The organism is Deltaproteobacteria bacterium, assembly GCA_013151915.1.
GTDB lineage: Bacteria > BMS3Abin14 > BMS3Abin14 > BMS3Abin14 > BMS3Abin14 > BMS3ABIN14.
Genome location: JAADHJ010000050.1, coordinates 1 through 15,880, shown reverse-complemented (window position 1 = coordinate 15,880; position 15,880 = coordinate 1). Strand labels below are relative to the sequence as shown.

The window sequence follows — 15,880 nt, the reverse complement described above, 5'->3', positions numbered from 1 at the left end:
TAACCCTGCTCCCCTACTGACACCACAGGGTAACCAAGGTCAAGGTCGAGTGGCGGAATAGGGTCTTAAAACCAGGCGAAGCCCTCCGGTGCGGCTTCCGGCCGCAATCCGCCTCGGTTTCATGGAGTTGCCCCAGAACCCCATGAGATCGCCGGAACCCGGCCGGCCCCTGGAACCTGTTCTCGCGCCTATGGAATATATACCATCGCCCGGCAGATTGAGAACAAAACGACCATTCCGGCCTGTAACCCGGGAGAGGAAATCCGGCGGATCCCGTCTGAACGTGCCCCTGTAGGCAAAAGCGTGGGCACCCGCAAGTGGGTGCCCCTCCGAATTCAGCACAATACCCGAAACAATCGTATCCGTACTGAGCACCCTGGAAGGGTCCCCTTCCAGGCCCTGCCTGAAAACCCTCAACGATATGTCGAGACCCGAATTTCCGGGCCGTTTAACGGAGACTCGCCCCGGAAATTCGCCCACCAGGTCCCCGTTCCTGAGGGGGCCGCTGATTGATCCTGACCCGCGTTTTCTTGCCACGACGCGGTAACTGCCGGGGGGTACGATGAGAAGGTACTGACCCCCTGTTTCCGACGCTTCGCTCATGGCGTCCGCGGGTCCCAGGGTACTCTTCCGTTCCCCGCCGTAGGCGTACACGTAGCCTCCGGGGACAGGATCACCGTCTTCGTCGGTAAGAATGCCGGTTATCTCGGCTCCCTTCCACGAAGCATCCTCCTGCTGGAAAGGCCGTCCTGCACATCCCCAGAGGAGTAGAAGAAAAACGGTACATGAAAAAAGGATGAATCGGCGGGTCATCTTGAGGCAGCACCTCCATGCAGGGAATATTCACGGACATACTATAATACACCATGGTGCCTTGCACAAAACAGTCCAAAAAAAATGGCCCCCCAACGTTGGGGGCCGTTGGGGGGCCGGCCCGGTAAAGTACCGAGCATTGGGGGCAGATCATCGCATGGCCAAAAGGCCCGCAAGGTTATGGGACGATACCTGAAGGTAAGCGCAGAGATTGCTCCAAAAGCCTACCTTCCTTATCGAAGAACCATAACCCCATGCAATATAAACATTTATCAAACTAAATCAAGGAAAAAGTTAACGGGAGGAAGCTGTTAAGGGTTACGTGACACCGTACTCCTTGAGTTTGTACTGGAGGGTCCTGCGGCTGATCCCCAGGAGCCTGGCAGCTTCCGTCCTGTTCCCACCCGTCAGTTGAAGGGTCTGTACAATCGCCTCCCTTTCCAACTCACTGAGGGGGCGGCCTGGCGCAATACCGACGGGTTTCGAGGCTTTAGAATCCTGTATGTGAGCCGGAAGGTCCCCCGGCTGGACAAACTCGCTTCTGGACATGATCACTGCTCTTTCAACAACATTCTCAAGCTCACGGATATTGCCCTTCCATCGGTTTCTCACCAGGAGATCCATGGACTGCGGCGCAAATCCTCTGATGTCCTTGCGGTTCCTTTCCGAAATTTCCTTCAGGAAGTGCTCCGCCAACAGGGGGATATCCTCCCTTCTATCCCTGAGGGGCGGAAGATTAATGGGAATCACGTTAAGGCGATAATACAGGTCTTCCCTGAAGCGCCCTTCCTTTACCTCGACCTCGATATCCCTGTTTGTCGCTACGATAAGGCGGACATCAACCTCCAAGGTCTCGGTTCCCCCGACCCGTTCAAACGATCTGGTCTGGATAATCCTCAGGAGTTTCGTCTGGAGGAGCAGACTCATCTCGCCAATCTCGTCGAGAAAGAGGGTCCCGCCGTCAGCCAGTTTAAACCTCCCCTCACGCCTCGATGCCGCACCTGTAAAGGCCCCCTTTTCATGGCCGAACAGCTCACTTTCGAGGAGGCTTTCCGGCAGGGCTGCACAGTTGACCTTGACAAGAGGCCCTCCGAAGCGAGGACTGTTCTGGTGGATGGCATCGGCGACAAGTTCCTTCCCGGTTCCGCTTTCGCCCAGGATAAGGATTGTTGCATCTGTGGGCGAAACCATCTTGAGAGTATCGAATACCTCCTGAATTTTCTGGCTTTTTCCAATGATCCGGCTGGCCTTGAAGGTATTTTCGGCCTGAACTCTAAGAACCTTATTTTCAGCCATCAACTGTGAAATTTCCATGGTCTTGGCCACCTGGATCTTCAGTTCCTCCAGGTCAATCGGTTTTGTGAGGTAATTCAGCGCCCCGGACCGCATGGCTTCCACGGCCGAATCCACACTGGCGTAGGCTGTGACGATGAGGACCTGCGCGCTGGCCGAGATTTCCTTTATCTGCTTTAACGCCTGGAGACCCCCTATTCCGGGCATACTCAGGTCCATGATAATCAGGTTGAAGAACCGAGCTGAAACCTTTTCCACAGCTTCCTCTCCACTGGCGGCTGTTTCCACGCGGCAGCCCTCCTCAGAGAGGACCATATCGAGGAGTTCCCTCTGGGACCTTTGGTCATCAACGACCAGGACAGAGTATTTTGACCTGCCGGAATTCGGTTTCACAGTTCATTGCCTCCAGGTTGTTTAATCACAGGCTACAGGACCTTGCGGTCAGAGTCCAGAGTCCAGAGTCCAGAGTCGCGGAGTCCAGAGGGCGCGGTGGCCAATGTCCAGAGTCGAGCATTCAGGGTCTGGGTTCTAGGGTCTTGGTCTGGAATCCACTCCCAAACACCCTAACTCCCCTCCCCCCATACACGTTCCATAAATGCGCTCTAAGGCGTCTTTGCCAGGGAAAATCTGACGGTAAATTTCGTCCCCTCACCCTCTGACGATTTCACCCGGATCTCGGCATTGTGATCCTGGGCGATGCGGTGGACGGTGGAAAGGCCAAGGCCCGTGCCCGTCTCCCTCGACGTAAAAAAAGGCTCGAAGATCCGTTCCTGGTCCTTTTCGCTGATACCCATGCCCGTGTCGGATATGGACAGCACCGCCTTGTCCCCGCTGACGGCGGTTGCCGCCGTCAGGACTCCGCCTTCGGGCATGGCCTGTATGGCATTTAGCAACAGATTAAGAAGAAGCTGTTTCAGGCTGTCGCCGTCCCCCATAATATGGACCGGCTCCGGATTTGTTTCATCGACGCACATGATACCCTGGCTCGCGGCTTCACGTTCAACGAGGGAGATGGTTGACTTTACAATTTCGTTGAGATCAATTTCCGCCAGGTCCGGCTCCCTCGGTTTGGAGAAATCGAGCAGTTCCGTAATAACGCGGTTTAACCTGTCAACCTCCCTGATTATGGTGTCCACGGACCTCATCTCGACACTCTCGGGAGTAAAGCGGTTCTTCAGGTGCTGGCTGAACCCCCTGATGGAATTGAGAGGATTGCGGATCTCGTGGGCCATGCCGGCTACCATGCGGCCCAGAGCCGCCAACCTTTCTGATCGCCGAACTTCGGTCTGGAGGCTCCTCACCTCTCCCATGTCCCGCAGAAACAGGACCATGCCGCCCGCCTGGCCCCGAACAGGTATCATGGTTACCACCAGGTGCTGCCGTTGGGAGCCGCCGGGGGGAATCTCAAGATCGTAGAAGGGCATCCCCCTGGAAAGACATTTTTTGACAGGTTGCCATTCCTCCCCGTCGAAGGCATCGTTCCAGTGTTTCCCCACAAGCTCCCTGTTGCTTTCCCCCAGCATGTGCTCCGCCTCAGGGTTGACATTCCGGAGAATACCGGCCTGATCAATATTTACCAGACCCTCCGCCATCCCCTCGATCACATCCAGGGTGTACTGACGGACATCCGCCAGAGCCCTTTTCGCGGAGTAGTATCCCTGGACAAGGATAAGGAAGTAAAATCCTACCGTACCTAAGAGAAGGAGCAGTAAACCGTTAAGAACAGTCTGCCTCGTGCCCTTTCTAACGGCCTCATCCAGGTCCCCCATATCCATACCCACGAGGGCGTAGAAGGCCCCGGTATCGTCCCCCGTCTCCTCCTGGTCCTCCGTAACTCCCGGTATGGAAGGGATGCCGAGCATCCTCAGATGCATCCACGAGCTGTCAAAGGGATAAAAACGGCCCGCAAGGACATAAATTTTCCCAACATCCGGGTAATCCTCGATGTAGAAGGCCCTGTTCTCTTTCCCGATCCGGGCTTTAATCTCCGCCACAGTCAGCCCATAGAGGTTCTGGGAAAATCTGCGACTTTTCGCGATAAGGCGTCCCTGTGCATTGTAAACCGCTATAAACTGGACGTTCTCGGTGTCGGCCGTGTCGTTGACAAAGCGCTGAAGGTGACGACTTGATGGATCGAGCATCAACACGCTGATGCGGCTCGCCGATGCGAGGGACTTGATCACGAACTCGGCCTGCCTGCCCTTCAGATCCAGGAGGAGGGTCTTCTCCCTCTTAATGGTTCGCTGTCCCAGAGAAGCTAGAATCAGGGTCAGCAGGAGAATGGTGGACAGGAGAAGAACCGCGGGAAGATATCCGGCTGCCGGTCTTTTTCGGAAAGGATTCATCAGGAAAGAATTAGTAGGAATGGCACGCGCTACATCCACCCTTTGGTAGAAGCTTTTCAGTGTTTGTGGCATGGGGGCTGTGACAGGAGGTACACATCAGCTCCCCGCTGTCATTCAGTTTGATGCCGGGGAAGGTAAACCGGGGGACAACACCCACGGGGTGACGATGGTTTTCCATGGTCTCGTTGTCATGACAACTCAGACAGAGATCATTCCCTATGCCTTTCAGGAAAAATCTCGGGTTGTCCGAAGCGTGGGGATCATGGCAGTCGGTACAGGCTCCATCCCTGAAGGGCCTGTGCTGGGTAGACAGGGACATCAACTCTTTGATCTTCTGATGGCAGGAGGTGCAAAGTTGTCCCTCCGGAAGACGCAGATTATACCTCTCGTTTGAACCGTGAGGGCTGTGGCATACCGTGCAGGAACCAGCTGCTATCGGCCCGTGGACATAGTCCTTGGCGAACTCCTTTTTCTTCTCCTCATGACAGCCGTAGCACAGGTCCGATCCCGTGGAAAAGAGCTCATACCTGGCCGGAAGGCTTCCAAAATCGTGGCATGGAGAACAGCCTCCCACCGTGATGGGACCGTGCACGAATCTCTCTTTACTCAGTTCCTGGTGGCACTTGAGACATGACTGAGTAATCATCATGAAGTTCTGTACCGTCGTCTCGGGGGGAACCATGTCGTGGCATTTACTGCACAGTTTCTCATTTTCATCCAGGTGAAATCGGTAGGTGGGGAACTGGTTTTCGAATCCTCTGCCGAGCTTCGGTTCCCGAAAAAGAACGATGGCCTTGACTATCCTCTCTCCCCCGGTACCGGCGGAGGAAACCTCGATATAGTTACTGCCGAGAGCAATGGGCGTCCTGATATAGAAGATCTTCCTTTTGGCAACCACCTCCTGGTGGCTGCCTCCGTTTAAGGTAAGGCCTATCTTACCACCCGGCTTCGGAACCTGTCCGATAATATAGATAGCATCCTGCCGGGTTTTGGTGAAGTTGTTGGGGAAGAGGATGCGAAACCGGCCCTTTTTCTCCGGCCCGATCCCCGCCAGCTGAACGGTTACCTTCGGCACCACAAGACCTTCCACAAACGCCACCGCATCCTTGAGTTCATGCTCCTGATAACTCATTATAACCTTGGCAATCTTACCGTCTTTTCCTATCACCACGAGGGAAGGAAGGGTCGTGATGCCGTACTGCTTACTGACCTTGAGGTTTTTGTCAATCATAACCGGGTACTTAACAAGGGTCTCATGACCCTTATAGAACCGCCTTACCTGAAGGGCACCGTAAATATCGAGGTTGACCCCGATGACCTTGATGACATCGGGGGAATATTTTTTCTGAAGTTCGGAAAAAGCCGCGATGGACTGAACACAGGACGAGCAGTATATGGAGCCGAACTTTATTACAACAACCTGCTTGCCCAACAGGGGGGCGATGTCCACAGGATTGCCGTTCAGACCCGTGCCCGCGAAGGGAACCGCCTTGTCACCCTCTGAAATCCGGGCCCATGCCGGGGAAGGAACAGCAACGAGGATAAAAAGCCCGGACAGTATTACCGCGAGCAGGCGGCAGCTACCGACTCTGGGAAACCATCTTCTCACGGAACCATACACCAGCGGGCCTAGAGAACCTTCTTGAAAGCCGCCTCGATATCTTCCTTGGGAATACGTCCAACCTTGGAGAACTGAACGGTTCCCGCTTTATCAATGAAATAGAGGGTTGGTGTGCCTGCGACACCGTAGGGGTCCGACACCTTGAAAGATTCGTCCGGATTCAACTCATCGATAATAACATTAAAGGAATAGTTCTCCTGCTTGACGAAGGCGGCGATAGCATCCTTCATTGGAGTACCATCTATGGCCACACCCACAAACCCGATCCCCCTGTCCTTGTATTCCCGGGTCAACTCCTGAATAACCGGGAGTTCCGCCTTGCATGGTTCGCAGAAGATAGACCAGAAGAAGATAAGGACGCCCTGTTTTTTTGCCAGAAATTCCTTCATGTTAAACTGGTTCCCGGACAGGTCTTCAATTGTAAAATCCGGCGCTGTATCACCGACCTTTAGCATCTCGATGCCACTGATCATGGGGATGGAGGTCATCTCTTTCTCACCATCCTGGGCATACAGGGATGTTGCCGGAAACATTAACGACGTCAGGAGAGAGAAAAAAACAATACAGGTGGATCGTCTCGCTCGAATACGGAACATCGGAATCCTCTCCTTAATTGGGCGGTTCTTCCTGCAAGTCCTTCAATCTTGATGACTTTGCAAAAAGTCATCAAGACGTCCACTGATGGGCGCTCAAATCGAAGATTTGTGAGGAAAGTGAAAATGACACTTTTCGCTTTCCGTGGAGTAAAAAGCCATTGATGGACTTTTTACGACCCTATCAACGTGGTTCAAGGATAAACCTCATGACCCTGTCTTTCGTAAAATCCGTCACGTAGATCCGGTCGTCATCGTCAATGGCGAACCCGCCGGGCTTAAACATGTCCATTTTATCACTAACCAGGCTGAAAATGCTATACTTCAAGCGTTCCAACCTTACCAGCTTCCCCCTTGAACCATCAAGGATAAAAAGATTATCTCTCCGATCGGCCCGTACCCTTACAGGGTCCCCACCCTCCGGGAACACCGGCAGCAAGGATATCGTTTCTTTGTATTCGCCTCGCCGGTTGAATCGCAGCAGAGCCTTCTTCCGGCGGTCCAGAACGTTGATGAAACCCAGGCGGTCGGCCGAGAAGGCGATGGAGACGGGATCGGCAAACTCCCCCTTCCTCCTTCCCATATCACCCCATTCATCCACGAAGGTGCCGCCCTTGTGGAACTTGAGAACAGCGCCCCGATTCCGGTCCAGGACATAGACATATCCCTGGAAATCTACGGCCAGATCTACTGGGTCACGAAACTCCCCCGTCCTGATCCCTTTTTTCCCGAATGAGAGGATAAAGTTCCCCTTGAGATCAAACTTGCTGACCGAAAAATTCTCCCTATCGAGGACATAGATAAACTCATTGTCCGCGTCCAGGGCGATGGCCACTGGATCCCTGAACTGTCCATCGCCTTCTCCCTTTTTTCCCCACTTCCGCACAAAATCCCCGTCCTCATCCATCTCCTGGACGCGGTAGTTCCCGGAATCCAGGATATATACGTTGTTGTCATCATCGATGCATAGATCAACCGGATCATCAAAATAGAGCTTTCCGACACCGAACCGCCCAACAGTCAGATCCTGCTCCAACGAAACGGAGTCGTTCCGAATTATTATTACCTTGTTTTGACGGGAAAATGCCGGGGATGGCGAAATAATCTCCAAGAACAACAGGAAAAACAGAACGAAAACGGCAAAACAGCCCACCCGGAGGGAAAAGTTGTCTTCCCCGATCGCCTCAGGGGGAATTCCGGAAGGCCGCATTGAATTTTTCCCTATTTCCCCGGCGCCACGGTCTTCATCTGCTCTTCCAGGCGCCTCTTTTCCGCCTCGGCGGCGGCTTTGAGCTTGGCGGATTCGTCCGCCTTGATTCGCACGAGTTCTTCCTTGCGCTTGCCTTCTATCTCCTTTGACATGGCCTTTACCAGGGAATGGACTACCTCACGCCCGATGTCCAGATCTGTGGGCCCCTCGTTCAGACCGAAAACGCGGCCCCATGAAAAGCTGCCCCTGTGGGATCCGCTGCCCACCCAAATGGGCTTTCCGGTGGCCGTGTCGAGGAGGGTCAGGGTCAAAGATACGTGCATTGCGGCCTCCGAGCCCTCGCCCAACCCCCATGCGTTGATATCCCCGAGAAGGAGGGCCTGCGCCTTCATCTCCGATCCCATCTTGCCGACCGTCTCGGCATCCAAAGCGTCGATTTTCCTGATTTTCAGGGCCTTCAGGACACTTGCGACATAGCGGGGATCCTCAACCTCCTCAAATGTACCGGAGATGTTTAGTTCCGTCAGAAGAAGATCCACCACCTGGGTTTCGGCCCCCTTCTCACCCGCGATGTTTTCAATGGGCAGAATCGCCACCTTCTTCAGGTTGAGATACTGTCTCTTGCTCTCTGAGGGTTTAACGGACGTCCGGACGCTGGGCACGCTCGAACATCCGAAAACGGCCAGCACCATGGTCATGGTGAAGGCAAGGTAAACTTTTCGGGCGATCCTATTGATCATCTCATCCTCCTTGACTGTTGAGAACCTCGTAAAAAGTCTCTTCGGTCTTTATTGCCTCGCGGTCACGCCGTTTCTAATAGATCTTTACATTATCAATTTATGGTTAAAATTCCATGGAAAATTCCGCGGTATACGTCCTCGTGACATCCTTTAGCGCCGAAAAAGTCCTCCCGTTCTTGGCGGAAAGGCTGAAGGTCATATTGTACAGCGCCCAGTCGAGGGATGCCTCGAAGGTATCCTCATTGTCTCTGTCGCTGGAACTCATGTATTTATACTCAACATCCCAATCGACATTTCCGGCCAACGTCATGGTAAAATGGGCGTCGAAATCCCCGTCGAAAGTGGGTTCGTCGGTCAGGTCGGTACTGCTGATGGGCCGTTTATATGTCCCGGTATGGTCCAGGAAAATCGTCCATTTCGAAAATTTGAAGTCCCAGGACATCTCATAGTCCAGGGTGAAAGTCTCCTCCTTCTTTTCTCCCTCAGAGATGGATAAAGTGTAATCCGGTTCCACGATGAGGGTAAATGGCTCGGGAAGAATAAACTCATAGGTGAATTTAAGATCCACCTTGTCCGTGGAGGTTGTATCATTGGCCGCGAAATTCGTTTCGGTGGATAATTCCAGGGACGGTTCGAACACCAGGTTTGGGACGTTCAAAGTCTCCCCTTCGTAGGTCATCTTCAGTTTGAAGTCACTGGACTCACCGGTTTTAGTCCCCTTCTCATGGTCGGAGCTCTGATTGTAGGAAACATCGAAGGTCAGGTTTTCCATGGGAACTATGGTCGCGCTTAAGTCGAACTCGTTCTTTCTGGTATCGGTGTTCAGGCTGCCGTCGGCGAAATCATCATTCGTCCAATCGAAGTTCTGCTTGATGGAGTAGTCAAGATATTTGGAAGGGGTCCCTGCAAATTCCAGGGTGAAGGATGATTCCAGCTTCTTTTCATCATCCTGGGGAACGGGGCTTTGAAGCCTATTCCTCTTGAGATCCAGGGTCTCGGTCAGGGAACCCACCGACAGAAATTCCTGGGTCATCTCGGAGGAAAACTTGATGTTTCCCTCCAGGGTGTCCTCGACGAAATTCTTGTTATAGGTCAGTTCAAGATCCGAATTGACCTGGGGAAATGTATCAAGGGTGAACAGCAGTTTATTCTTCAGGGTCTTTGACGGGTCTCTGGAAATGACGGCACCCGCATTGTTCAGAATATCGTTCTGTTCCCCGGTCCACGAGCTGTCGAAATTCAGCTTTAACGAATCCGTCAACAACCGATTCAAGGAAAGGTTGAAATCCCATTTCCGGTCTTCGGTATCACTATTACTGTTCAGCCGGTCATCAAGAGATTCCTGCTTCCAGGAGGCGTCAAGATCCAGCATTTCACCAAAGCTGTAACTGGAGGTCATATCCAGTTTTTTCTCCAAAGTATCCTCCAGGTTCTCCTGGTCGTTGGTAAGGATCTCATAGGTCGCCTCCATAGAGGGGAGAAAAATTGGTGTGAGTGAAAGCTTCGTGCTGAGGTCTATGGCGTCCTTTCGGTTAGTGTTGAACTCGTTGGTGAGATCGATGGTGTCCTCTGCCGTAAAATCAAAGGTGGCCTGAGGATTGACGAGGCTGAGGTCGAGATGGGGAACGGCATTCTTGGTGTCCACGTCGTCTGAGTTGTGAACGTCTTCCATTGTCAGTTCAAAGTTTGTCGACATATCCAGGCGGTCCGAAAAGGTGACTCCCCAGTCAAGTGAATAGTCCTGTTTGAAGGTCTCTGTAACAATCCATCCGTTTGGGTCGTAGTTCTGCTCACGCTCATAGCTGTTGTCGATGGAAAAATAGGGCGCGTCAGCCATCAGGGGGCCGCCGGCCAGGAAAAACGTAAGTTGAAAGCAGGCAAAAATACAAAAAAGCACCCACCCATTCGGTGATATTTTCCTCAACCGTTGAGGCTCCCTTCAACGACAGAACGCTACAGGCACCCCCCCGCCGCATCATAACCGATGTGCAAACCGCATTCCGTGTTTTTTAAAAACATAAACCGGCGTAACATACCATATCCTGGGTATATTTTCCAAGCGGATACTACCTGTGCGACATCCCGATCCGGAAACATGTATCAAATGACCCCTTCGACACCAAGTACTGGGTTATTTAACCCAGACCCTATACCAACGGCCAACGGCCAATGCTTACCCGCCGTAGTCTTGGCGAAGGTGGGTCCAACGGGATAAAACAGCCGGACCCTCGACAGGAACCCGAAGTCCGGCTTGCCGGGTCAAAGCCTATGGCAAAGACGGGAGCACATGGGGGGTTTTCACCCCTTGAATTACCTCATATAATTGATCCGACGATCACGTTTGTACCTATATGAAATGTTATTGAGGCAAGGCGGTGTTTCATGCGCCACGGACACGGGGAGAGATGAAGGAGATCGAAAAAAATCTGTTTGCGCTTGCTGTCGGAGTTTCGCTCATCATTTTGATCGAGGTTCTACTGGCAGTGGCCGGGGTTACACCGCTAAAGGACAAAGACCCTTTCGTGGGGTTCAAGGGCAGCAGCCCCGTATTCATCCCAAAGCCGGGCCACCCGAACACCTATTTTCTGAATCCGGCAAAGGAAACCTATTTCAACCGGCAGGAATTCAGATATCCGAAACCTTCAAAAACCTTCAGGATCATATCCTTCGGCGGTTCGACCACCTATGGACGGCCATACATCAACGATACCTCTTTCCCAAGCTGGATAAGCAGGATCCTGAATAACGCCCAAACCTCCGTCAATTTTGAGAACATCAACATGGGCGGCATCTCATACGCCAGCTATCGGGTGAGAAGGCTGGTCAGGGAGATGGCCGCATATTCCCCCGACCTGTACATCATCTACAGCGGCCACAACGAGTTCCTGGAATCCAGGACCTTCCAAAAAATCAAGAACGAACCCGAGGCTCTGAGAAAACTGCGGGACTTTCTTCACCGGTCACGGATATACACGGTAATCAGCAGCGCCGTCTACCCGCTCAGGAAAAGTCGGAAAACGGTTTTGCCCCAGGAGGTCAACGCCAAGCTTGAAGAAATTGGTGGGTACGAACTTTATCACAGGGACCCGGAGTTTCGGAAAGTGGTCATCGCCCAGTACCGCGACAGCATCGAGAGAATCATCAGATTCTGCCGGAAGAAGGGCATACCACTTATCCTATGCACGCTGCCTTCCAACCTGACGGGGATATCACCCTTCAAATCTGAACATGGGGCGGGCCTTTCTCCCGGAGACCTCGCGGAGTGGAACAGGCTTATGGACTCCGCAGAGGATGAACTGAATCGGCACAATTTCACGGGCGCCCTGGACCGGATTCGCTCGGCGGAAGTCATTGACGCTTCCTTCGCCTACCTGCAATACTTGAAAGGGCGGATCCTTATGAAACTCGGGAAACCCGACGAGGCCGGTAAAGCGTTCCTCCTGGCAAAGGAGGAGGATATTGTCCCACTGAGGGCCATCGAGGCATTCAACGATATCATCCGGGAGCTTGCCGAAAAGTACCATGTCCGCCTCGCGGACGTGGAGGCCGCCTTTCGGGACGTGGCCCCCAACGGGCTGCCGGGAAACGAGCTTTTCGTCGACCACGTTCACCCCACCATCAAAGGGCAGCAGTTGATCGCCTGGACTGTTCTCAGTACCGCGGGAAAAGCCGGCTTATTGCCCCTTGACCCCATGGCGAACGAATCCTCAAAAGAAAAGATAATGGCCTTCCTCAGAAAGGAAAACGACAGGGTCACGCCCCGATACCGGGCCATGGGATACTGGGGAGTCGGGCGGGTTTTCCACTGGGCCGGCAAGTATCCCGAAGCCGAGGATGCTCTTCTGAGAGCATGGAAAACGGTCAAGGATGTGGCGGAAATTCCATTTCTTCTCGGAGACATGGAACTCATCAGGAGAAACCCCCGGCAGGCCCTGACATACTTTCAGGAGGCACAAAAAATAGGGGGGGAGGAGGTCAGGACCGCCTACGGGATGGCCAAGGCAGCCATACAGCTTTCCGACGGCGAAAAGGCGCTGAGAATACTTAAGGGGATTCCGGACGCCGAAAGAGAGCCGATCAGACACCTCGGGTACACGGGGGAGGCGCTTCTGCTGGCTGGGAAGACGGGCGAAGCGGTGAAGAACCTGGAGGCGGTGGTCGTAAAGGCCCCCGACGTCCGAAGATTCCTTTTCTCGCTGGCCAGGGCCTATGTCGTCAAGGGAGACGAATCCTCCGCCCGGAAAACTTTCGAAAAGTATGCCGCCCTCTCGGGGCCGGCCAAGGACGACTATGAGGATTTCCGCCGGATTACTCTGGATACGTTCCACATGCAGGGAGAAAAAAGATGAGCAGGGTAGCGATCGCCGCGGAGATATGGTCTTTCCTGAAGGAGAGAAAAAAACTGATTTTCCTGCCACTGATTGTGCTGCTGATACTTCTGGCGGTCTTCGCCCTCGTGGCGGAGGTGCCCGTCCTGACGCCGTTCATCTACGCCCTGTTCTAGAAGGTCCGCCTGTCAATATTGATGATAGGGTCGCAAAAAGTCCATTTATGGCTTTTTGCTCTACGGAAAGCGAAAAGTGTCATTTTCACTTTCCTTACAAATCAACAACTTGCGTTGCAAGTCATTGATTTGGGCGCCCATCAGTGGGCGCATTGATGACTTTTTGCGAAGTCATCAATATTGCCGCTCACAGGACTTCCTCTCCACCGGGGAGCATGGCTCCCAGTAGGTCTCGAAGGACCGGTCAGGCCCCTTTTTCAGGAATCGCCTGCCCATCAGCCTGGCCGCTAGTGCGGTGGGAAACAGAACCCCATAATAACCCAATCCAAGGAAGAGGCTGAAAACCCAGCGACCCACCGTGGATGAGACACGGCTCCAATACCGGTGAACAGGGGAGAGGGTTTCCGGAATGAAGAGCCCCGCCCCCACCAGGGGAGCCCCAATGACGATCAGGGTCCACCAGTAATGGGGTGAAAACCTCCAGCGAATGACAATCGACATGGTCACAAGGCCGAAGCCGGTGGTAATACCGAAGATGCGGAGCCGCTTTCTTCCGGTTCTACTGCAGGAGGATGCCGTAGGTCCAACGGCATCATGCATGGCCGCCTGGTCCGCCCGGTCGAGCAAAAAAGGGCCGATGACCATGGCATCCATCCCCGTGGCCATGAAGCATCGATAAGCATCCTCCGGGGTGCAGACGATGGGCTCGCCCCGGACGTTGAAGGATGTGTTCAAAAGGAGAGGACAGCCCGTCATCTCCTTGAACGTCTCGATCAGGCGTGTGAAGAGGGGGCTCCTTCCCTCCTCCACGGTCTGAACCCGTGCGGTGTTGTCCACGTGGGTTACGGCGGGAATGTCGGAACGAACGGCATTCATTTTTTCCATGCCTTTCAGGGACGCCTCTCTCTCATCCAGCTGCCGCAACCGCTCCCTTCGGACCGGGAAGACCATCAACATGTATGGGCTTTCGGTGGACATGCCGAAGAACTCCGGAGCGCTGGATCTTAGGACAGACGGCGCAAAGGGTCGAAACCCCTCCCGGAACTTGATCTCCCGGTTAATCCGACGCTGCATGTCCTGACGCCTGGCATCTGCCAGGATGGACCTCCCTCCCAGTGCCCTGGGTCCAAACTCCATCCGGCCCTGGAACCAGCCCACCACTCCACCTTTCGATAAACGCCGGGAGACATTTTCCAGCAGGCCGGGTTTGGAATACCGCCTGTATCTGGCCCCCATTCGAATCAAAGTAGTTTCAATCTCCTCTCCGGAATATTCCGGGCCGAGGAAAGCCCCCATCATCAGGTCATTCCGGCCGTCTGGGGACCTTTCCTTCTCCAGGTACTGGTGCCATCCGTACAGGGCTGCGCCGAGGGCCGAACCGGCGTCTCCCGCGGCCGGCTGGACCCAGATATCCTTGAAGATTTCCTTCCCCATCAATTTTCCGTTGGCAACGGAGTTAAGAGCCACCCCGCCGGACATCACCAGCCGCTCCAGGCCGGTCTCCCGTCTGACGAACCGGGCCATCCGCGAAATCACCTCCTCGGTGACCTCCTGCACGGACCGGGCGAGGTCCATGTCAATTCGGCGGATGTCGGATTCAGGAACCCGCGGGGAAACCCCGAATAGGGCATGAAAACGGGGGCTGGTCATGGTCAGCCCGGAACAGTAATCAAAGTATTCCATGTTCAGCCGGAAGGACCCGTCCTCCCGAAGGTCCATCAGTTCGGAAAGGATCAGGTCCCTGTAGACGGGCTCGCCGTAAGGGGCCAGGCCCATCATCTTGTACTCGCCGGAGTTCACCGGAAACCCGGTGAAAGCGGTGAACGCCGAATAGAGAAGGCCGAGGGAATGGGGAAAGCGCAGTTCACCTGTCAATTCGATCCGATTTCCCTCCCCCACCCCGTAACCGGCCGTCGCCCATTCGCCCACACCGTCCAGGGTCAGGATGGCTGCGGTCTGAAACGGGGAAGGGAAGAAGGCCGCTGCCGCGTGGGACTGGTGGTGGGAGAGGAAGATGATCCGCCCGGTAAACCCTGTTTCCCTCCGGATGATGTCCTTGATCCACAGTTTTTCCCGGAGCCACATGGGAACCGCGTGCAGAAACTGCCTCAGCCCCCTGGGCGCATAGGCCAGGTAGGTTTCCAGCAGGCGCTCGAAGTGAATGAACGGCTTTTCATGGAAGGCGACCAGGTCCAGGGATCCGGAGTCCACTCCACCCTCTTCCATGCAGTAGCGGATGGCGCTTCCCGGAAACCGCGGGTCGTGCTTCACCCTGGAGAAGCGTTCCTCCTGGACCGCGGCCACGATCTTGCCGTCACGGACCAATGCCGCGGCGCTGTCGTGGTAGAAAGCGGAAATCCCCAGGATATTAACCTGACGCCCGTTCTCAGCACGATTCCCGGACCGCTTCCTTTTCATGGTCACAACCTAGCAGAAAGGGATGGGAAAGAGAATCGAGGGAGCGCGGTAATCTCATGCGGAACGATCAAAAAAATCAAAAGCCTTCAACACGGGGTACACGGGGTTAAATCAAAGTCCTTAACGGGTTAAAACCAGGACTTTATGGCTGGATCTTCTCTGTAAAACCCTCTTTTAAACCCTGTGGCGTGACCTCCAAGTGGTCACGCTGCGTTAAATTATCTGTTGACCCTGGAAGCTTTCTACTCCAGCGGCACAACGTACCCCAGCGTCTGGCCGTACTCCACCCGGTCCCGCTCCTCGGCGACGAAGGTCGCGAGCACCCCGTCCCTGGGAGCCTTGA

Annotated in this window: 10 protein-coding genes; 1 reads left to right on the top strand and 9 read right to left on the bottom strand. The window is 54.2% G+C overall.

Going from position 1 to position 15,880, the window contains the following annotated elements:
* Positions 1-39 precede the first annotated feature (39 nt).
* From GXP52_09515 to GXP52_09480, 8 genes are all read right to left on the bottom strand, one after another.
* The gene (locus GXP52_09515) at positions 40-813 is read right to left on the bottom strand and encodes a DUF4198 domain-containing protein (GenBank protein NOY87517.1); all 774 of its coding nucleotides are present in this window, start codon (positions 811-813) and stop codon (positions 40-42) included.
* Between the two features lie 318 nt (positions 814-1,131).
* Positions 1,132-2,421: a sigma-54-dependent Fis family transcriptional regulator gene (locus GXP52_09510; GenBank protein NOY87516.1), complete on the bottom strand. Its 1,290-nt coding sequence runs from the start codon at positions 2,419-2,421 to the stop codon at positions 1,132-1,134.
* 287 nt (positions 2,422-2,708) lie between these two features.
* Positions 2,709-4,451 (bottom strand): PAS domain S-box protein, encoded by a 1,743-nt coding sequence (locus tag GXP52_09505; GenBank protein NOY87515.1) that lies wholly within the window; start codon positions 4,449-4,451, stop codon positions 2,709-2,711.
* 10 nt (positions 4,452-4,461) lie between these two features.
* The gene (locus tag GXP52_09500; protein ID NOY87514.1) at positions 4,462-6,060 is read right to left on the bottom strand and encodes a redoxin domain-containing protein; all 1,599 of its coding nucleotides are present in this window, start codon (positions 6,058-6,060) and stop codon (positions 4,462-4,464) included.
* 20 nt (positions 6,061-6,080) lie between these two features.
* Entirely contained in the window at positions 6,081-6,668 is a 588-nt protein-coding gene (locus GXP52_09495) for a TlpA family protein disulfide reductase (GenBank protein NOY87513.1), read from the bottom strand.
* A 181-nt stretch (positions 6,669-6,849) separates the two neighbouring features.
* Positions 6,850-7,875: a 6-bladed beta-propeller gene (locus tag GXP52_09490; GenBank protein ID NOY87512.1), complete on the bottom strand. Its 1,026-nt coding sequence runs from the start codon at positions 7,873-7,875 to the stop codon at positions 6,850-6,852.
* A gap of 11 nt (positions 7,876-7,886) precedes the next feature.
* Entirely contained in the window at positions 7,887-8,615 is a 729-nt protein-coding gene (locus tag GXP52_09485; GenBank protein NOY87511.1) for a hypothetical protein, read from the bottom strand.
* A 103-nt stretch (positions 8,616-8,718) separates the two neighbouring features.
* Positions 8,719-10,452 (bottom strand): hypothetical protein, encoded by a 1,734-nt coding sequence (locus tag GXP52_09480; GenBank protein NOY87510.1) that lies wholly within the window; start codon positions 10,450-10,452, stop codon positions 8,719-8,721.
* Positions 10,453-11,020: 568 nt separating this feature from the next.
* Here GXP52_09480 and GXP52_09475 point away from each other — a divergent pair.
* Positions 11,021-12,964 carry a tetratricopeptide repeat protein gene (locus GXP52_09475; GenBank protein NOY87509.1) on the top strand — a complete coding sequence of 648 codons (1,944 nt, stop codon included), beginning with the start codon at positions 11,021-11,023 and terminating at the stop codon, positions 12,962-12,964.
* Between the two features lie 329 nt (positions 12,965-13,293).
* Here the strand turns inward: GXP52_09475 and GXP52_09470 are convergent, their stop codons facing one another.
* Complete coding sequence (locus GXP52_09470; protein NOY87508.1) at positions 13,294-15,537, bottom strand: carbamoyltransferase; 2,244 nt, start codon at positions 15,535-15,537, stop codon at positions 13,294-13,296.
* Positions 15,538-15,880: the final 343 nt, after the last annotated feature.